The organism is Anoxybacillus sp. LAT27, assembly GCF_022030075.1.
Lineage (GTDB): Bacteria > Bacillota > Bacilli > Bacillales > Anoxybacillaceae > Anoxybacillus > Anoxybacillus kestanbolensis.
Genome location: NZ_JAIWYK010000445.1, coordinates 179,637 through 199,332, shown reverse-complemented (window position 1 = coordinate 199,332; position 19,696 = coordinate 179,637). Strand labels below are relative to the sequence as shown.

Genomic DNA, 19,696 nt, shown 5'->3' with positions numbered 1-19,696 from the left:
CGTCAAAAATGGCGGGGTTCGACAGCAAGTTTGTGGTGAATAATGGAAAAAAAGTGAAGTATAATCAAATTATCAAAACGAAAGGAGGAATTTTTTAAATGATTCGTCAATTGATCAGTGTAGCAGTAGCAGTAATGCTTGTTTGGGGAATTTTATTTGGCATAGGAAAAGATTCGTTGGCAATTTTGAATCAAAAGGGGATTAATTCCTCAAAAGAATCAGGGACGATTACTCCTCAATCGATTGCATCAAAGACAAAAACAACAACGATCCAAGTTGGACAAACCGTTCAAACTTTGTATGTGACAGGAACTTTTAAAACTCAGTATAGTGATGTTCACAAAAGACAACTGTTTTCGGGAGTTAAATCGATTTCCTCAAAAGCATCCGGCAGTGGGACGTGGACACAGACAGGATATAGTGTGGAATTAATTGACAGTGGGCGCACATACGTCATTACAGTGTCAGGAAAATATTCCTATAATGGTGCAACATATACGATTTCAACAAGTATAGAGTTTTATTGCAATGCTAATGGTTCTATTGGGTAGTAAGTGATAACAAAGCAAAAGACTTGTCACAATCTTCGACAAGTCTTTTTATTTTTCAGGAAGGAATTTCATTGGAATTGTCGAATATTCCCTATTTGTAAATATTTGTGTAAGGTGCGATCGGATGAGTGAAAAAGAAAAAATAGCGAAGCAAATGAAAGAAATCGTGGAACAATTTATGTCGGAACCGCAACTGAAAGCACACATGTTGGTCGCAATCGAGCAACATATGAAAGAGAGCGATTTGTTGTTTGGGCGGTTGGCTTATTTGCATTATGACTTGTTTTCGGCACAAGGAGATCACTCAACATATATCGCCGCAGCTGTTGAATTGATCGTGCTTGCTGGGGATTTATTGGATGATGTAGTCGATCAAGATCGTTTCGAGGATACAGCTATTCCTCTTCATATAGCAATTGGGTTCTTGCTGCTTGGTCAGCAAGCGATTGCGAATGTATCGATTTCTAATAATAAAAAATTAAAGGCACTGTCATATGTTACGTCTTGCTTGTTGCAAAGTGTACACGGACAACAGACTGATGTGGTGTGCGACGTACAAACAGAAGCAGACTATGTAAAAATGGTAGAGAAAAAATCAGGCTCTCTTGTTGCGATGGCTTGTGTCATAGGCGCTTTATTAGCAGGAAAAGAGGACATCGCAACGATTGAAACGTATGCTTCTTACATCGGCATCGCGGCACAAATCGACAATGATCTTGATGCGCTATACAACTGGGATAAAAAAGCGGATATTCATGCAAAGAAAAAGTCGCTTCCGATTTTGTACATGCTAGAAAGCAAGCACGATAACTTATGGAAACAATATTTCAACAACGAGATAGACTATGACGAGATGTATGTCCAAAAAGAAAAAGCGCTTCAGCAAGAGGAATACTCGTAGTGCTAGTTCTCAACTAGCACTACGAGTTCATTTATCCATTATGTGAGGTGTTCTTAACATGCATCGGCATCTGCCTTTGGAAGAAGAAGTGATGAACATGTTAATTGGTGGTTTTTCTACAATAATGCTCATTGCAATTATTACGGTAATTTTCCTTTGGAGAAGGAATACCACACAAAGAGCAGCATTTCTTTGGATTTTCGTGCATTTTGTATCGTTCTCTATTGCAGTATACTTGGCATTAAAAGCCATTTCTTTTGACATTAATCATCCCATGTCGTCAGAAGAAATTTCCCTTCTTTTAGGTGAATCAGGGGCATTATGGGCAGGAAGTATGATTTGTCTGTTAGTTGGTATTTTTAAACTTTCAAAAGTAACGAAGGACGACAAAGAATAAGATTCTGTGGTTGAACAATTTTCACTGCTTTGTAACACACTATTCCAGAACTAATTTCTTAAAATTATGAATAAAAAAATATTGGAAGCAAGGTCATCGTCTTGTGGCATACGGAACATCGATAACGAGCAATCCAAATCCGATAAGCTTCTTGTCTCACTAACGACAAGAGTATAATTTTGGGAAATTAGAGGTGAAATGATGTTCAATCCAGAACTTTATTTTTATTATATTTTGCTACTTACTCTTTTAGTTTTTACTCATTTGTTCCATAAAAGAACAAAAGATTTATCTAAAACACTCCTTATCACAATTACTGCACTTTTTTTCGTATCCGTAGTTTGCAGTATTAGTTTAGCACTTAATTATTATCATCGCTGAAACCAAATACAGAGGGTATTGGAATTTCAAATGTGGTCGCATATTGGCTACTAGGGGAGGATGCTTGGGCACCAGCGTGGACTCTTCAACTATTTAAAAAGGCTTATTCCATTTCCTTATGGATTACACTTATTTTGCTTGGCTTCCTCATAATTCTTTTATTCATGAAAAGAAAACAAAACAAAACGAAAGACACGAACTGAAAATATTGGTTATCAAATTTTTAACTTCCCTCCGAAAGAAGTCTCCCACTTCTAAACGAAGTGAAAGTGGGAGATGAATTTCGGTTAGGTATAGCCTAAAATTGTCTCTTTTTTGTGTGTTATGATATAATCAGTTTTAGAAAAAATATATCAAAAATCAAGGTATGAAGTGATGTGGTGTCGATATGGCAAACAAAGCCTATCAGTTCCGTCTATACCCAACAAAAGAACAAGAACAACGGCTCGCCAAAACCTTCGGCTGTGTCCGTTTCGTGTATAACAAAATGCTTGAAGAGCGCATACAAATGTTTGAAAAGTCCAAGGACGATCAAGAATCCTTGAAACAGCAAACATTTCCGACCCCTGCCAAGTACAAAAAGGAGTTTCCTTGGCTAAAAGAAGTGGACAGTCTTGCGCTGGCAAATGCTCAACTAAATTTGCAGAAAGCGTTTCAACACTTCTTTTCTGGCCGTGCTGGATTTCCCAAGTTCAAAAACCGCAAGGCGAAACAGTCGTACACCACAAATGTGGTAAATGGCAACATCAAGCTCTCAGATGGCTATATCAAGCTGCCCAAACTGAAATGGATCAAGCTCAAGCAACATCGGGAAATTCCTGCCCACCATATCATCAAGTCTTGTACGATCACGAAAACCAAGACAGGAAAATACTATATTTCTATTCTCACAGAGTACGAACATCAACCTGCCCTAAAAGAAGTGCAAACGGTTGTGGGGCTTGACTTTTCCATGAGTACGCTATATGTCGATAGCGAGGGTAAGAGAGCCAATTATCCTCGATTCTATCGCAAAGCATTGGAAAAATTAGCGAAAGAACAGCGTAAATTGTCTCGTAAAAAGAAAGGCTCGAATCGTTGGCACAAACAGCGTCTGAAAGTAGCGAAGCTGCATGGGAAAATTGCCAACCAGCGCAAGGACTTTCTGCATAAGGAGTCGCACAAATTAGCGAAACGGTATGATTGCGTGGTCATCGAAGACCTCAACATGAAAGGGATGTCACAAGCCCTCCATTTCGGTCAAGGCGTTCATGACAACGGCTGGGGCATGTTCACCACTTTCCTTCAGTACAAGCTGGCCGAACAGGGGAAGAAGCTGATCAAAATCGACAAATGGTTCCCCTCGTCCAAAACGTGTTCGTGCTGCGGTCGAGTCAAGGAGTCTTTATCGCTTTCTGAACGGACATTCCGCTGTGAATGTGGATTCGAGAGCGACAGGGACGTCAATGCGGCCATCAATATCAAACATGAGGGCATGAAACGATTGGCGATCGTCTAATTTGTCCTCGAACCGTGGGGCACACGGGGATCGCTCGGTCAACTTCCCATCATGAGATGGGATTACCCGAGAAGCCCCACCTCTAAGCGAAGCGTAGGTGGTGGGAGTATGTCACAGCTCATTCTGTTTTTAATGCGCTGACATGGTGGACGTTCCAAAAACGCGACGTCACGGCTTAAACGATAAAAAGAAAAAGGCTGCCCAATTCGCTTGTTATGCGGTTACTGGCTGCCTTTTTATTGAAAAAATAATCGCTTCGCTTCGAGAGAAAAATCCGTAAATAGGAAAGATGTAATCGTGTCATTTTCTCCAAATGCTTCTCTTTTTTTAAAAAAACCATCCTCTAATCCAAATACTTCAACTGTTCTATACAAAGGATCAACAATCCAATACTCTTGCACATGAAACTGTTCGTATAGCTTAAATTTTTCGTTTCGATCTTTTAACGCTGTAGACGGAGAAAGAACCTCGACGATAAGTGTTGGTGCGCCTAAACAGCCGTTTGGTGTTAAATTGTTTCGATTGCAAATGACGGAAATATCGGGGTGTACGACATGTTTTGCATACGTGTAGTCGTCGCTTTCGGAAAGTCGAACATCAAACGGAGCTATCGCAACGTAGCAATTTTTATTTTGAAAATGCGAACGAAACGCAAACGATAGTTCCATGACAGCAAATTGATGCTCCCATGTTGGAGAAGGGCTCATGTTGTAAGCCTTTCCGTTAATGAGCTCCCAACGCCCGTCCCATTGAATATAATCGGTATACGTATACAGTTTGGATGATTCTGGCTTCATCGCGTATCCCTCACTTTTTTCACCATTATATCACACCTCACTTCATCATTGACCATTCCGTGTTTTATCGTTATATTATTAAATAGTTAAACAATTGAACTATTTCGATAGGAGGCATTGACCGATGGAGCGAAGCATACAACAATTTATTGAGCGCTATTTATCCGTTTCATTTCTTGTTCATAAACGAGGGGCTGCGTTGATGAAATGTGAATTGGACGATATTACGCACGATCAATATTATGTATTGCGCTACATACATAAGCGTGGGATGTGTACGTCAACGGAATTGGCGGACGTGTTTGCGGTAAATAAAAGTGCGATTACGGCGATGACAAACCGTCTTGTTGAAAAAGGAATGATTGCACGTGGCAAAGATGAAGATGATCGTCGTATTATTGCTCTTTCGCTCACAGAAAAAGGTGAACAATGGCTCGTTGAAACAGAACGAAAAGTATATGAACTTGTTGAAACAATGATGACAAAGCTTTCACATGAAGAAATTGAACAGTTTATTCAAACGTATGAGAAGCTAGCAATGATTTTACAAGAAATGGAGGAGAAAAAATGAAAACGATTATTCGCGGAAAATGGGTCGTTTTACTCGCGTGGGTTGTCGCCGCTGTCGTGCTCGTTATGACTGCTCCGAATATGGCACAACTTGTGCGTGAAAAAGGGCAAATTACCGTCCCAGACGGCTATTCGTCTTCGCTTGCTAGCGAGTTATTAAAAGAAGTACAAAAGCAAGAAAATAAGGAAGGGGAAATGAGCACCGTCCTCGTCTTCCATCGCAAAGAAAGATTGCAAGAAAAGGATTGGAACGAAATTGAGAAGGCTATTGAACAACTGCAAGCGAAAAAAGAATCGCTCGGTTTAATACAAATTGTTTCGCCACTTGATGACAGCTCACTCAAAGAAAAGCTCGTTTCAAAAGATGAAACAACGGCACTTATTTCGCTTCAATTAGAACGAAACAAACGCACCGCAAAAGAAATAAGCACAGCGCTTTATGATGTGATCGAGAATATTGATGTGCCGCACTATTACACAGGTAGTTGGATGATCGATGAAGATGTCATTCAAAGTTCACAAGAAGGGTTGAAAAAAACGGAAGGTATTACCGTCATTTTTATTTTAGTCGTTTTATTTCTTGTGTTCCGTTCGCTCGTTGCTCCGTTTGTACCGTTGTTAACGGTCGGATTGACGTATATCGTGTCGCAAGGGATTGTTGCTTTTCTTGTTGATCGTGTTGATTTTCCACTTTCTACGTTTACACAAACGTTTTTAGTTGCCGTTTTATTCGGAATTGGCACAGACTATTGCATTTTACTGCTTAGCCGTTTTAAAGAAGAACTAGCGAAGCGAGAAGATCGAACTGAAGCGATTATCGCGACATATCAAACTGCAGGAAAAACGGTTATTTTTAGCGGATTAGCGGTCATGATCGGATTTGCATCGATTGGATTATCGACATTTAAATTGTATCAATCCGCCTCCGCCGTTGCGGTTGGTGTCGTTGTGTTACTTGTTGCGCTCGTGACGCTTGTGCCGTTTTTTATGGCTACACTTGGTGAAAAGCTGTTTTGGCCGATGAAAGGTGCGCTTGAACATAAACCGAGTAAATTATGGGATGTGGCAGGGCGTTTTTCTTTCGCTCGTCCGCTATGGGCGCTTGCGATTGTCGCGGTCATTACATTGCCGATTTTATTGACGTATGACGGAAAACTTTCGTTTAACTCGATGGCGGAAATTGGCGATCGTTATCCTTCCGTCAAAGCGTTTAACATCATTTCTTCTCACTTTAGTGAAGGAGAAGCAATGCCGACGAAAATCGTCATGAAAAATGACGAAGCGATGGATGACGAGCAATATTACTATTTAATAGAAAAAATTAGTCGCGAAGTAGCAAACATTGATGGTGTGAACGCTGTTCGCTCGGTGACGCGTCCGCTCGGAGAGCCGATTGATCAATTGTTTGTGACAAAGCAAGCGGAACAGTTAAAAGATGGACTTGGAAAAGGAGCGGACGGTATCGGGCAAATTCGTTCTGGGTTAAGCGAAGCGAGCAACGAAATGGCAAAGTCCGCTCCAAAGTTAGCTCAGGCGACAGGTGGTATTCACGAGCTCGTCAACGGAACGTCAAAATTGAAAACGGGAATGACTGATTTACAACAAGCATTGAAGCAATTGGAAGAAGGAGTACGAAGCGGAGCGATTGGTGCGGCTGATCTTGAAAAAGGATTACAGACGATACAAACGAATATGAAAAAGCTGCATGATGGCGCGAACGAATTGCGAAAAGGATATGAACAAGCAACTGTTGGACTACGTCAGTTGGGCGAACAGTATGAACAAATTGAAAGTGGATTACGTGCCATCTCGGAACAGCTACCTATTCTTTCTCAGTCGCTCAACCGCATAGAAGAACGTCATACGAGTTTGCGCGAAGATGCGGAGTATGCACAGGTGAAGCAAGCGATTGAACAAATGAGTACGGAAATGAACACATTGTCTGGGGCTCTTGTTCAAGTGAACGACGCGTTACAAAATGTTCAATATGGTTTGCAACAAGCAAATGAATCATTTGCGACAGTAACAAACGGACAACAAGCGCTTATTACGGGAATGGATCAACTGATCGATGGACTTGGAAAACTTCGTCACGGATTAGAGCAAGCAGCGGATGGTCAAGGGCAAATTGTTCAACGATTGCCAGAAGTGACAAATGGGCTAGCGAAAGTAAACGACGGACAACAGCAATTGCTTACAGGTTTTTCGCAGCTTAATGATCAAATGGATCAACTTATTTCAGGATTAAATCAAAGTGTGGATGGATTGCGACAAGTGGAAAATGGATTACAGTCCGCAAAACAGTACGTTTCTGACTTAGCGAATGCGCCAGATGAAGAAATGGCAGGGTGGTATATGCCGCCACAATTGTTGATGAGTGAGGAATTTGCACAAGCGAAGGAAGCATATATGTCGAAAGACGGGAAAGTCGTGACGTTTGATGTTGTTTTCTCATCCAATCCGTACGAAACGAAAACGATGGAAAAGATCGCAGAAGTGAAAGATGCGATTGCTCGGGCGGTAAACGGTACGAAACTTGAGCATGCGAAAGTAGGCGTTGGCGGCGTGACAAGTATATATTCGGATTTAAATGACATTTCTGCTGCTGACTATGCACGCACGTCTGTATTTATGCTTGCAGGAATTGCGATCATTTTAATCGTTCTTCTTCGTTCGTTCATCATGCCGGCGTACTTAATGTTATCGCTTATTTTAACGTATTATACGTCGATGGCATTCACTGAACTTGTGTTTGTGAATATGTTCGGATATGAAGGCGTGAACTGGGCTGTTCCATTTTTTGCGTTCGTTATTTTAATGGCGCTTGGCATTGACTATAGCATTTTCCTTATGGATCGCTTTAATGAATACCGTGACAAAACGGTGCAAGAAGCGATGCTTGAAGCGATGCGCCATATGGGAACGGTCATCATTTCTGCCGCTGTCATTTTAGGAGGAACGTTTGCGGCGATGTATCCGTCCGGGGTTTTGTCGCTATTACAAATTGCAACGATTATTTTAACAGGGTTATTTTTATACGCCCTTGTCGTTTTGCCATTATTTATTCCGGTAATGGTGAAAACGTTTGGACGGGCGAATTGGTGGCCATTTATGAAATAAGAGCGGGTGTCGATGCCCGCTCTTTTGTGATATAATGTAAAAAAATAGTTGTTGGAGTGAAACGAAGTGAGAAAAATGAATATGTCTGAACTAAACGAGTGGATTTTTTCACGCAAAGGAAATGTGGAACGGGATATATTAAAATATGGAAGAGAGCAACATGTACGTTTACGTCCACGTGACAAAGAGGAAATGCGTGTATTAGATGAATTATGCATCAAAAGATGGAAAAAAGCTGAACAAGAAGGAAAAATTCGATATTTGAATGAACGAGTGTGGTATTATGAATTCGATTAAAGATGCGAGAGAAAAACTTCAGTCGCTTCAAACGAAAACATCGTTTGAGAAAATGGTTCAAGTGACAGCCATTTTAACGAAGTTGTTGGAGCCACATCGTATACGTCCCATTATTGTTGGTGGGCTTGCGGTTGAAATATATACGCGTGGCGATTATACGACTGTAGATATCGATTTAATTGTTAGTGATCGTGAAAAAGCGGGACAATTGCTCACTAAACTGGGTTTCACTCCGTCAGGAAGACATTGGTATCACGATGAATTGTTTGTTAGTGTGGAAATTCCAAACGATGTACTAGAGGATGCTGATGATGATAAAGTAATTGAGTTGAAGTTAGAAGATGGGTTGCATGTATATGTCATCGGAATTGAAGACATTATATTAGATCGCTTGCGCGCATGTGTCCATTGGAAATCGAAATCCGATTGCGAATGGGCAAAAAGAATGGTTCTTCTTCATAAAGAGCGGCTGGATTGGGCATATATGAAACAAGTAGCGAAAAAAGACGGAACGAGCGAACAACTGGAGCAATGGTTTTAGATGAGAGCGGGTGTCGATGCCCGCTCTTCCTTTCGTATATCTTTTCATGTATCTACAAATCATGTTAAGATAAAAGGTAGAATTTTGCCGAAACGGGAGATCGGATGAATGGGGGAAATAATTTGGCGGAGCAGAAAAAAACGCGTATTACGGTAGATATATACGGACAACAATATTCGATCGTCGGAACGGAAAGCTCCAGCCATATTCGGCTTGTTGCTTCCATTGTCGATGACAAAATGCGTGAAATTAGTGCCAAAAATCCGACGCTTGATACGAGTAAACTCGCTGTATTAACGGCAGTCAATATCGTTCATGAATATATTAAACTAAAAGATGAATACGAACGCCTTTTGCGAAAAATGAATAAAGAAAAGGATGATGACAGCGATGATTGATTTGCTTATTTGTTTCATCCTTCTCATGGGACTGATGATTGGATTGAAACGAGGATTTATTTTGCAATTTATTCATATGACCGGTTTTTTGATCGCGTTTATTGTTGCATATAACTATTATGATCAACTAGCACCAAGACTAAAATTATGGGTGCCATATCCGAGTTTTGGTGATGGGGAAACGATAAAATTGCTCATTGAAAGCACAAATTTAGATGAAGCGTACTATCGTGCGATTGCGTTTGCTGTTTTATTTTTCGCTGCGAAAATTGTGATGCAAGTGATCGGCTCAATGCTAGACTTCGTCGCACAGCTACCCATTTTAAAAAGCGTAAACCGTTGGGCAGGTGGAGCGCTTGGTTTTATAGAAGTGTATTTGCTTTTATTTGTACTTTTATATGTGAGTGCACTTGTTCCTATGTCTATCATTCAACAGCCACTTCACGACTCATTCATCGCTAGTTTGATTGTCAAACACACACCCGTTTTATCAAATTTTGTAAAACATATGCTCGTGCAATATATGGCGTAAAAACTTCTCCGTCCGAGAGAAGTTTTTTCGTCGAAAGGAAGGGAATGGGATGGAAAAAAATAAAAAAGAGGCGATTCGCCTGCTCGAAACGATCGCTTTATATATGGAAATCAAAGGGGAAAATCCGTTTAAAGTATCCGCTTTTCGTAAGGCAGCTTCAGCGTTAGAGCGAGATGAACGTGCCTTAACAGATATTGATGATTTTACGTCCATTGCAGGAATCGGAAAAGGAACAGCTGCCGTTTTGCGACAATGGTTGCAGACGGGAACGAGCGATGTATTGGAACAGCTAAAACAAGAAATTCCTAAAGGATTGTTTCCACTTTTAAAATTGCCCGGACTTGGAGGGAAAAAAATCGCAAAACTGTATCATGAACTAGGTGTAACTGATGTGGAAACATTAAAAGAAGCGTGCTTAGCTCAACGTGTAAGACAATTAAGTGGCTTTGGTGCAAAGACAGAAGAAAACATTTTAACTGCGCTTGCCAATATGAATGCGCGCCCTGAACGGTTGCCAATTGCGTTTATGTTAGAAGTCGCTTTAGACATTGAACGGCAACTTGCAAATATAGATGATATCGTACGGTTTTCGCGAGCAGGCAGTTTGCGTCGGGTATGCGAGACAGTAAAAGATTTGGATTTCATTATCGCAACAAACAATCCTTTGTATGTTCGGGAGCAGTTGTTGCAACTTGAACATATTTACGACGTTGTCGCAAACGGAGAAACGAAAGTATCATTGCAATTGCAATACGATTATATTGTCAATGTCGATTTTCGTCTCGTTTCCCCTGAACATTTTGCGACAACGCTCCATCATTTTACCGGTTCAAAAGAACATAACGTGCGCATGCGTCAGCTCGCAAAAGAACGCGGTGAAAAAATTAGTGAATACGGTGTAGAAAACATTCAGACAGGCGAAGTGAAAACGTTCGCGACAGAAGAACAATTTTTTGCTCATTTTCATTTGCCGTTCATCCCGCCAGAAATGCGTGAAAGTGGAATAGAAGTTGATGCATATGACGGCACGCCGCTCCTTTCTTTATCTGATATACGCGGCGATTTACATATGCATACGACGTGGAGCGACGGGGCGTTTTCAATTGAGCAAATGGCAGAAGCATGTCGTCAGAAAGGGTATCGGTATATTGCGATTACCGATCATTCACAGTTTTTAAAAGTAGCCAATGGACTAACGGTTGAACGATTAAAACGGCAGCAAGAAGAAATTGCCCGCCTAAACGAAAAGTACGACGATTTTTTTATTTTATCTGGCATTGAGATGGATATTTTACCAGATGGAACGTTAGATTTTCCAGATGATGTATTACAAACGGTCGATTTTGTCATTGCGTCGATTCATTCTGCTTTTTCACAACCAGAAGAAGCGATTATGAAACGTCTAAAAGAAGCACTTATGAATCCATACGTTCATATGATCGCTCATCCGACAGGAAGATTAATTGGGGAACGAAGCGGATACGCTGTAAATATAGACGAATTGTTGCAGCTTGCGAAAGAAACAAATACGGTGCTAGAGCTAAATGCCAACCCACACCGTCTCGATTTGACGTACACTTATTTACAAAAAGCACAGCAGCTTGGTGTGAAAATGGCGATTAATACAGACGCACACAACGTTCGTATGCTTGATGATATGGAGCTTGGAGTGGCGTTTGCTCGAAAAGGTTGGATTCGAAAAGAAATGGTCATCAATACATGGGATATCGAACAACTTATCTCTTTTTTGCGAAAATAAACAGCTGGAGGGTTACTCAGTGCACGCAAAAACATTACACATTCTTGAGTTTGATAAAGTGAAAGCACAGCTTGCAGAATATGTATCTTCCTCGTTAGGAAAAGAAAAAGTCGTAGCGCTTATGCCATCATCACATGTAGAAGAAGTGGTGCGCTGGCAAGAAGAAACGGATGAAGCAGCAACGGTTCTTCGTTTACGTGGTCACGTCCCACTTGGTGGTATATTTGACGTACGGATGCAAACGAAACGTGCAAGCATCGGAGGAACGCTCAGTCCACATGAACTGCTTGATATCGCAAGTACGATGCGAGCAGCAAGACAACTGAAAAAATTTTTAGAAGCGACAGAGGCAGATCTTCCGCACATGATCGCATATGCGGCGCAAATCGTTCCTTTGCCTGAACTTGAACAACGTATATATCATTGTATTGATGAAAGCGGAGATGTGCTTGATGGAGCGAGCGATCGGCTTCGTTCGCTCCGCCATCAACTGCGCACGATTGAAGGACGAGTGCGCGATAAGTTAGAGAGTATTATTCGTTCATCATCAGCGCAAAAAACATTGTCAGATGCAATCATTACGATCCGTAACGATCGGTACGTCATCCCAGTGAAACAAGAATATCGCCATACGTATGGTGGCATTGTACACGATCAGTCTTCATCTGGGGCTACGTTATTTATCGAGCCACAATCGGTAGTGGAATTGAACAACGAACTGCAGCAATTGCGTGTGAAAGAAAAACAAGAAATTGAACGTATTTTAAGCGAATTATCTGCCTCTGTGGGTGAGCAGGCGACAACAATTATTGAGAACGTCGAGTTGCTTGCTCAGCTTGACTTTTTGTTTGCAAAGGCGAAATACGCAAAAGCGATCAAAGCAACAAAACCAGCTATCAATGAATGTGGATATATCCGTCTCATACAAGCACGTCATCCGCTTATTCCATCGGACGAAGTCGTTCCAAACGATATTGAACTAGGGAGCAACTATACGACGATGGTAATTACGGGGCCGAATACGGGGGGAAAAACAGTCGCGTTAAAGACAATCGGCTTGTTCACCGTTATGGCGCAAGCAGGATTGCAAGTGCCGGCGTTAGATGGATCACAATTAGCTGTATTTCGCGCGGTGTATGCTGACATTGGCGATGAACAGTCAATTGAACAAAGTTTAAGTACGTTCTCGTCTCATATGGTAAATATTGTTGATATTTTAAAACAAGTGGACGAGCATAGCCTTGTTTTATTTGATGAGCTTGGAGCAGGAACGGATCCACAAGAAGGTGCAGCATTAGCTATTGCTATTTTAGATGAAGTGCATAACCGTGGGGCGCGGGTGGTCGCGACGACGCATTATCCTGAATTAAAAGCATATGGTTACAACCGACAAGGTGTCATGAATGCAAGTGTCGAATTTGACATCGAAACGTTAAGTCCAACGTATAAACTATTGATCGGTATTCCGGGGCGAAGCAATGCGCTTGATATTTCTCGTCGCCTCGGCTTAGACGAACATATTATTGCGCGTGCTCGTACGTATATTAGTGCTGAAAGCAATGAAGTTGAAAATATGATTGCTTCATTAGAACAAAGTAAAAAGCGCGCGGAAGAAGAATGGGAGCAAGCCGAAAAACTTCGCGAAGAAGCGGAACAGTTGCGAAATGAATTACAACAGCAGTGGAACGAATTAAGTGAACAGCGCGAGCGGTTGTTAGAAAAAGCAAAAGAGGAAGCAGAACTCATTGTTAAAAAAGCGATGAAAACTGCCGAAGAAGTGATTCAAAACCTTCGTGAAATGCAAAAACAACAGGCCGCTGCTATGAAAGAACATGAGCTGATTGCCGCGCGGAAAAAGTTAGAAGAAGCGATTCCGCAAATCGATACAAAAAAGAAAAAACAAGCGCAAAAAGCAAAGCAATCCTTACACCCAGGCGATGAAGTGAAAGTCATTCATCTCAATCAAAAAGGGCAGTTGATTGAGAAAGTATCCGATAAAGAGTGGCTTGTGCAAATTGGGATTTTAAAAATGAAAGTGGATGAAGAAAATTTGCAGTATGTAAGCAGCCCAGCACCGATTGAAACAAAGCCAATTGCGACCGTAAAAGGACGCGACTATCACGTTCCACTAGAATTAGATTTGCGTGGTGAGCGATATGAAGATGCGTTGCTTCGCGTCGAAAAATATATTGACGATGCGGTGTTGGCAGGATATCCGCGCGTGTCTATCATTCATGGAAAAGGAACAGGGGCACTTCGAAAAGGCGTGCAACAATATTTACAAAATCATCGCTCGGTAAAAAGCATTCGATTTGGTGAGGCGACTGAAGGGGGAACAGGCGTCACCATTGTCGAATTACAATAACGGGAGGAACTATGAACGCGTTCTGGGAAAATGAAACGATTCATATTGCTGCTAATTTTAGTGTCGTCATTTTATGTTTAGTTTTATTTTTAGCTATTTTTGAACTTGTGACAAAATACAAAAACTGGGAAGAGATTAAAAAAGGAAACATGGCGGTAGCGATGGCGACAGGAGGGAAAATATTTGGGATTGCGAATATTTTCCGGTACTCGATCGATCATCACGATTCACTGTTAACGATGATCGGTTGGGGCGTTTATGGATTTGTTTTGTTGTTAATCGGTTATTTTATTTATGAATTTTTAACGCCAAAGTTCAACATTGACGACGAAATTGCCAACGATAATCGCGCGGTAGGATTTATTTCTATGGTCATTTCTATCGGCTTGTCGTTTGTCATCGGAGCAAGTATAAGGTGAGAGGAGAAACAGATGGAAACGTTAGCGAAAGTATTGCTCGTATTGTGCGGTGTATTTTTGCTTATTGGTGTCATATATCTCACGTTTTTTGCATAAAAGGGTGTCAGCAGGCACCTTTTTTATTTTTTAATACAAAAATTTCAGAAAATATTATAAAATATAAATAATCTTATCGAAAAGGGGGAAACGAAATGGAGAAGCCATGGCTAGCGTTATATCCTCAGCAAGTTCCTCATTCAATTGATTATCCGCGCAAGCCGTTGCAACAATTTTTGCAAGAAGCAGCGGAGCAGTTTCCGCACAAAACTGCGATTCATTTTTTAGGAAAGGAGCTGACATATAAGGAAGTATATGAGCAAGCGCTGAAGTTAGCATCGTATTTACAGCAGCTTGGTTTAGAAAGAGGCGATCGCGTATCGATTATGTTGCCGAATTGTCCACAAGCGGTCATTAGCTACTACGCTGTTTTATTTGCAGGTGGTATTGTCGTACAAACAAACCCATTGTATACTGAACGAGAGTTAGAATATCAGTTAAATGATAGCGGTGCGAAAGTCATTATCGGCCTTGATTTACTTTATCCAAGAATTATGAAAGTGAAAGCGCATACAAAAATTGAACATGTGATCATTACAAGTATAAAAGATTATTTACCGTTTCCGAAAAATGTGTTATATCCATTTGTTCAAAAGAAACAAACAGGGATGATTGTACGCGTCAAACATGAAGGAGATTGCCACTTATTCACAAAAGCCTTATCGCTTGCGAGTGGGAAAGTGAAAGAGACGGATGTGGATCCGATAGAAGACGTTGCGCTTCTTCAATATACAGGCGGAACAACTGGATTTCCGAAAGCCGCAATGTTGACACATCATAATTTAACAGCCAATACGCTCATGTGCACAAAGTGGATGTATAAATGTGAACGCGGGAACGAATCGATTCTTGGTGTACTTCCGTTTTTCCACGTATACGGGATGACGGCTGTCATGAACTTATCCATTATGGAAGGATATAAAATGATTTTATTGCCGAAGTTTGATGTCGAAACGACGTTAAAAACGATTGAAAAACAACGACCAACGCTATTTCCAGGCGCTCCAACGATTTATATTGCGCTGCTCAACCACCCGAATTTAAAAAAATACGATTTATCGTCAATTAAAATATGTATTAGCGGTTCAGCTCCGCTTCCAGTTGAAGTGCAAGAACAATTTGAAACAGTAACAGGTGGGAAGATTATTGAAGGTTACGGCTTAACCGAAGCATCCCCTGTGACGCATTCCAACTTTATTTGGGACGGAAAACGAATCAAAGGAAGTGTCGGTGTGCCTTGGCCAGACACAGAGGCGATGATCGTCTCGTTAGAAACGGGAGAGAAAGCAAACGTAAATGAAATTGGTGAAATCGTTGTACGTGGTCCACAAGTAATGAAAGGATATTGGAACCGACCAGAAGAAACAGCAGCGACACTTCGTGACGGTTGGTTGTATACGGGCGATTTAGGGTATATGAATGAAGAAGGTTATTTCTTTGTCGTCGACCGAAAAAAAGATATGATTATCGCAAGCGGTTATAACGTATATCCACGCGAAGTAGAAGAAGTGTTGTATGAGCATCCGAAAGTGCAAGAAGCAGTCGTCATTGGTGTACCAGATGCTTATCGTGGTGAGACGGTGAAAGCGTTTATTGTGCTCAAAGAAGGAGAACAGTGCACAGAAGAAGAACTTGACCAATTTATGAGAAGTAAATTAGCTGCTTATAAAGTGCCGCGCATTTATGAATTTAGAAAAGAATTGCCAAAAACAGCAGTTGGTAAAATATTGCGCCGTGCGCTTGTGGAAGAAGAAAAAGAAAAACAAAAATGAGCGGCGATTGTTTTTTCTTGACACGCTTTTGGCCTCTCTTTAAAATAAAAATATGAATGATTATTCATTCATATTTTTGAAAGGGAGAATGCAAAGTTGAAACGCGACAAACCGAAGTTTAAACAAATTATTGATGCAGCTGTGATTGTCATTGCTGAAAACGGCTACCATCAAGCGCAAGTATCGAAAATTGCGAAACAAGCCGGTGTAGCGGATGGGACGATCTATTTGTATTTTAAAAATAAAGAGGATATTTTAATTTCATTGTTTCAAGAAAAAATGGGCTACTTCATCGAAAAAATTGAAGAAGAAATAGAAGGAATTTCGAGTCCGTCGGAGAAGTTATTTTTGTTGATTCAAAAACATTTTCAAATGTTAGCGGCGGATCCGCATTTAGCGATCGTGACCCAATTGGAACTTCGCCAATCGAATAAATCGTTGCGTCTGAAAATTAATGAAATTTTGAAAGGATACTTAAAAGTTGTCGATCGCATTGTGCAAGAAGGAATTGACAAAGGGGAATTTCGTTCAGATTTAGATGTGCGTCTCACTCGTCAAATGATTTTTGGAACGATTGACGAAATGGTGACAACATGGGTCATGAATGAGCAAAAATATGATCTCGTTGCATTAGCGAAACCGGTTCATCAATTGTTAACGAAAGGTTGTTGTGTGTAAACACGACAACCTTCCGATATACACGAAGGAGGGGGAACATGTTTTCCGTTCAACAAGAGGGGTATGTGGCGATTTTAGCACTTCACCGTCCACCAGCAAACGCTTTAGCATCTTCTGTTTTGAAAGAGCTTTCAGAACGACTTGATGCATTAAAAGAAGACGAACAAGTACGTGTCATCGTTCTTCACGGAGAAGGAAGATTTTTCTCAGCTGGTGCCGATATTAAAGAGTTTACAGCGATCGAGGCGAGCGAACAAGCAGCGGAGCTTGCTCGAGCTGGACAACAAGTGATGGAGAAAATTGAACAGTTTCCGAAACCGATTATTGCCGCGATTCACGGTGCTGCACTTGGCGGAGGGCTCGAGTTAGCTATGAGTTGCCATCTGCGCATCGTAGCGGAAAACGCCAAACTTGGCTTACCAGAATTGCAGCTCGGCATCATTCCGGGATTTGCAGGAACACAACGCTTATTGCGTCATGTCGGTATGGCAAAAGCGCTAGAAATGATGTGGACAAGCGAACCGATCACAGGTACAGAAGCTGTTCAATGGGGACTAGCAAACAAAGCCGTCCCAGAAGAACAATTGCTTGATACAGCGAAGCAACTTGCACAAAAAATTGCTCAAAAGAGCCCGATTTCTGTTCAAGCGGTATTGAAACTAGTTAATGAAGCTCGCACAAAAACGTTCCATGAATGTGTTGAAAAAGAGGCTCAACTGTTTGGACAAGTCTTTGTAACGGAAGATGCGAAAGAGGGCATTTCGGCATTTATCGAAAAACGGACACCACAGTTTCAAGGGAAATAAAAGGGGGAGAGAAGCATGAACATTTTCGTATTAATGAAGCGTACATTTGATACGGAAGAAAAAATTGTCATTCAAAACGGAAAAGTAAGCGAAGAAGGAGCCGAATTCATCATCAACCCATACGATGAATATGCGATTGAAGAAGCGATTCAAGTGCGCGATCAGCACGGTGGCGAAGTGACAGTTGTTACAATTGGGAACGAAGATGCAGAAAAAGAGCTTCGTACAGCGCTTGCCATGGGGGCAGATAAAGCCGTGCTCATTAACATTGAAGATGATGTAGAAAATCGTGACCAATATACAACGGCAAAAGTGCTTGCGGAATATTTAAAAGATAAAGAAGCTGATTTAATTTTAGCTGGAAATGTAGCGATTGACGGCGGGTCTGGACAAGTTGGACCACGCGTTGCTGAATTGCTAGGTATTCCTTATGTCACGACAATTACGAAGTTAGAAATTGACGGAACAAACGTGAAAGTTGTGCGCGATGTTGAAGGTGACGAGGAAGTTATTGAAACATCTTTACCATTATTAGTAACAGCACAACAAGGGTTAAATGAGCCGCGTTATCCGTCATTGCCGGGCATTATGAAAGCGAAAAAGAAACCGTTAGAAGAACTAGAGCTTGATGATTTAGATTTGGAGGAAGAGGACGTAGAAGCGAAAACGAAAACGATTGAAATCTTTTTACCACCGAAAAAAGAAGCGGGAAAAATTTTGCAAGGAGATATTGCCGATCAAGTAAAAGAACTCGTTTCACTTCTTCATACAGAAGCAAAAGTCATTTAATAGGGGGATGGGGAGCATGGCAAGAAAAGTATTAACATTAGCAGAAGTGCGTGACGGTGCGTTGCGTAACGTATCATTTGAAGCAATTTCCGCTGCAAAAACGATCGCTGAAGGCGGAGAAGTTGTCGCTGTCGTTGTCGGAGCGAGCGTTCGCTCATTAGCTCCTGAGCTGATTGCTTACGGTGCGGATCGAGTGATTGTTGTTGAACACGAAAAATTGGCGACGTATACGCCAGACGGTTATGCCCAAGCATTGCAAGCTGTTGTTGAGCAAGAGAAACCAGAAGGAATCGTCTTTGGGCATACAGCGCTTGGAAAAGACTTATCGCCAAAACTTGCTGCGAAATGGCAGTCTGGTCTTGTGTCTGATGTTGTCGCTGTTGAAGCAACAGGTGGAAATATCGTCTTTACAAGACCGATTTATTCTGGTAAAGCGTTTGAAAAGAAAATCGTGACAGACGGTCTTATGTTTGTGACTGTTCGTCCGAACAATATCGCTCCACTTGAAAAAGATGAAAGTCGCACAGGTGCGGTTGTCGATGTGCAAGTAGACATTAAAGACTTACGCACAATCGTTCGTGATATTGTGAGAAAAACAGCGGAAGGCGTCGATTTATCTGAAGCGAAAGTGATCGTTGCCGGCGGTCGCGGCGTGAAAAGTGCGGAAGGATTTGAGCCGTTGAAAGAATTAGCGAACGTGCTTGGCGGTGCGGTTGGAGCATCGCGTGGGGCATGCGATGCAGGATATTGCGATTATTCGCTTCAAATTGGACAGACAGGAAAAGTTGTTACGCCAGATTTATACATTGCGTGCGGTATTTCAGGGGCGATTCAACATTTAGCAGGCATGTCTAACTCAAAAGTAATCGTGGCGATTAATAAAGACCCTGAAGCGAATATTTTTAAAGTGGCGGATTATGGGATTGTTGGTGACTTGTTTGAAGTCGTTCCACTTTTAATCGAAGAATTTAAAAAATTAAAAGTACATTCATAAGGCAGAGCATGATGCTTTGCCTTTTCTTTTCAGCA

General features: G+C 41.3%; 19 protein-coding genes. 18 read left to right on the top strand and 1 reads right to left on the bottom strand.

All coding sequences use genetic code 11. The features are described 5' to 3' along the window. Positions 1-98 precede the first annotated feature (98 nt). From LD028_RS16615 to LD028_RS16600, 4 genes are all read left to right on the top strand, one after another. A complete protein-coding gene (locus LD028_RS16615) occupies positions 99-551 on the top strand; it encodes a hypothetical protein (RefSeq protein WP_226373734.1) in 453 nt (150 codons plus the stop codon). Between the two features lie 124 nt (positions 552-675). Further along, on the top strand, positions 676-1,452 hold the full coding sequence (locus tag LD028_RS16610) for a polyprenyl synthetase family protein (protein WP_226373735.1): 777 nt from the start codon (positions 676-678) through the stop codon (positions 1,450-1,452). 58 nt (positions 1,453-1,510) lie between these two features. After that, the gene (locus LD028_RS16605) at positions 1,511-1,849 is read left to right on the top strand and encodes a hypothetical protein (protein ID WP_077427907.1); all 339 of its coding nucleotides are present in this window, start codon (positions 1,511-1,513) and stop codon (positions 1,847-1,849) included. A 769-nt stretch (positions 1,850-2,618) separates the two neighbouring features. Then, the gene (locus tag LD028_RS16600) at positions 2,619-3,728 is read left to right on the top strand and encodes an RNA-guided endonuclease InsQ/TnpB family protein (protein WP_043967912.1); all 1,110 of its coding nucleotides are present in this window, start codon (positions 2,619-2,621) and stop codon (positions 3,726-3,728) included. Between the two features lie 236 nt (positions 3,729-3,964). Here the strand turns inward: LD028_RS16600 and LD028_RS16595 are convergent, their stop codons facing one another. Next, on the bottom strand, positions 3,965-4,525 hold the full coding sequence (locus LD028_RS16595; protein WP_237812421.1) for a Uma2 family endonuclease: 561 nt from the start codon (positions 4,523-4,525) through the stop codon (positions 3,965-3,967). Between the two features lie 124 nt (positions 4,526-4,649). Here LD028_RS16595 and LD028_RS16590 point away from each other — a divergent pair, with 124 nt between their 5' ends. From LD028_RS16590 to LD028_RS16525, 14 genes are all read left to right on the top strand, one after another. Then, positions 4,650-5,096, top strand: coding sequence for a MarR family winged helix-turn-helix transcriptional regulator (locus LD028_RS16590; protein ID WP_237812420.1), 447 nt, complete (start codon positions 4,650-4,652; stop codon positions 5,094-5,096). After that, positions 5,093-8,215 carry an efflux RND transporter permease subunit gene (locus LD028_RS16585; RefSeq protein WP_237812419.1) on the top strand — a complete coding sequence of 1,041 codons (3,123 nt, stop codon included), beginning with the start codon at positions 5,093-5,095 and terminating at the stop codon, positions 8,213-8,215. Before LD028_RS16590 ends, LD028_RS16585 begins: the two co-directional genes overlap by 4 nt. 75 nt (positions 8,216-8,290) lie before the next feature. Continuing rightward, on the top strand, positions 8,291-8,512 hold the full coding sequence (locus tag LD028_RS16580) for a hypothetical protein (RefSeq protein WP_226373738.1): 222 nt from the start codon (positions 8,291-8,293) through the stop codon (positions 8,510-8,512). After that, positions 8,499-9,053, top strand: a complete 555-nt coding sequence (locus tag LD028_RS16575) for a DUF6036 family nucleotidyltransferase (RefSeq protein WP_237812418.1) — start codon at positions 8,499-8,501, stop codon at positions 9,051-9,053. Before LD028_RS16580 ends, LD028_RS16575 begins: the two co-directional genes overlap by 14 nt. 122 nt (positions 9,054-9,175) lie before the next feature. Beyond that, positions 9,176-9,451, top strand: coding sequence for a cell division protein ZapA (zapA, locus tag LD028_RS16570; protein WP_041637971.1), 276 nt, complete (start codon positions 9,176-9,178; stop codon positions 9,449-9,451). Then, positions 9,444-9,983 (top strand): CvpA family protein, encoded by a 540-nt coding sequence (locus LD028_RS16565; RefSeq protein WP_237812417.1) that lies wholly within the window; start codon positions 9,444-9,446, stop codon positions 9,981-9,983. Before zapA ends, LD028_RS16565 begins: the two co-directional genes overlap by 8 nt. Before the next feature lie 49 nt (positions 9,984-10,032). Continuing rightward, positions 10,033-11,742 carry a DNA polymerase/3'-5' exonuclease PolX gene (gene polX, locus LD028_RS16560; RefSeq protein WP_237812416.1) on the top strand — a complete coding sequence of 570 codons (1,710 nt, stop codon included), beginning with the start codon at positions 10,033-10,035 and terminating at the stop codon, positions 11,740-11,742. A 19-nt stretch (positions 11,743-11,761) separates the two neighbouring features. Continuing rightward, positions 11,762-14,107 (top strand): endonuclease MutS2, encoded by a 2,346-nt coding sequence (locus LD028_RS16555; RefSeq protein ID WP_237812415.1) that lies wholly within the window; start codon positions 11,762-11,764, stop codon positions 14,105-14,107. Between the two features lie 11 nt (positions 14,108-14,118). Further along, positions 14,119-14,526, top strand: coding sequence for a DUF350 domain-containing protein (locus LD028_RS16550; RefSeq protein WP_006320287.1), 408 nt, complete (start codon positions 14,119-14,121; stop codon positions 14,524-14,526). 191 nt (positions 14,527-14,717) lie between these two features. After that, positions 14,718-16,394, top strand: coding sequence for a long-chain-fatty-acid--CoA ligase (locus LD028_RS16545; RefSeq protein WP_237812414.1), 1,677 nt, complete (start codon positions 14,718-14,720; stop codon positions 16,392-16,394). Between the two features lie 96 nt (positions 16,395-16,490). Then, a complete protein-coding gene (locus LD028_RS16540; RefSeq protein WP_004889140.1) occupies positions 16,491-17,072 on the top strand; it encodes a fatty acid metabolism transcriptional regulator FadR in 582 nt (193 codons plus the stop codon). A gap of 38 nt (positions 17,073-17,110) precedes the next feature. After that, on the top strand, positions 17,111-17,878 hold the full coding sequence (locus LD028_RS16535; protein ID WP_006320299.1) for an enoyl-CoA hydratase: 768 nt from the start codon (positions 17,111-17,113) through the stop codon (positions 17,876-17,878). A gap of 15 nt (positions 17,879-17,893) precedes the next feature. Further along, positions 17,894-18,667 carry an electron transfer flavoprotein subunit beta/FixA family protein gene (locus LD028_RS16530; protein ID WP_004889143.1) on the top strand — a complete coding sequence of 258 codons (774 nt, stop codon included), beginning with the start codon at positions 17,894-17,896 and terminating at the stop codon, positions 18,665-18,667. A gap of 16 nt (positions 18,668-18,683) precedes the next feature. Continuing rightward, on the top strand, positions 18,684-19,661 hold the full coding sequence (locus LD028_RS16525) for an electron transfer flavoprotein subunit alpha/FixB family protein (RefSeq protein ID WP_004889145.1): 978 nt from the start codon (positions 18,684-18,686) through the stop codon (positions 19,659-19,661). Positions 19,662-19,696: the final 35 nt, after the last annotated feature.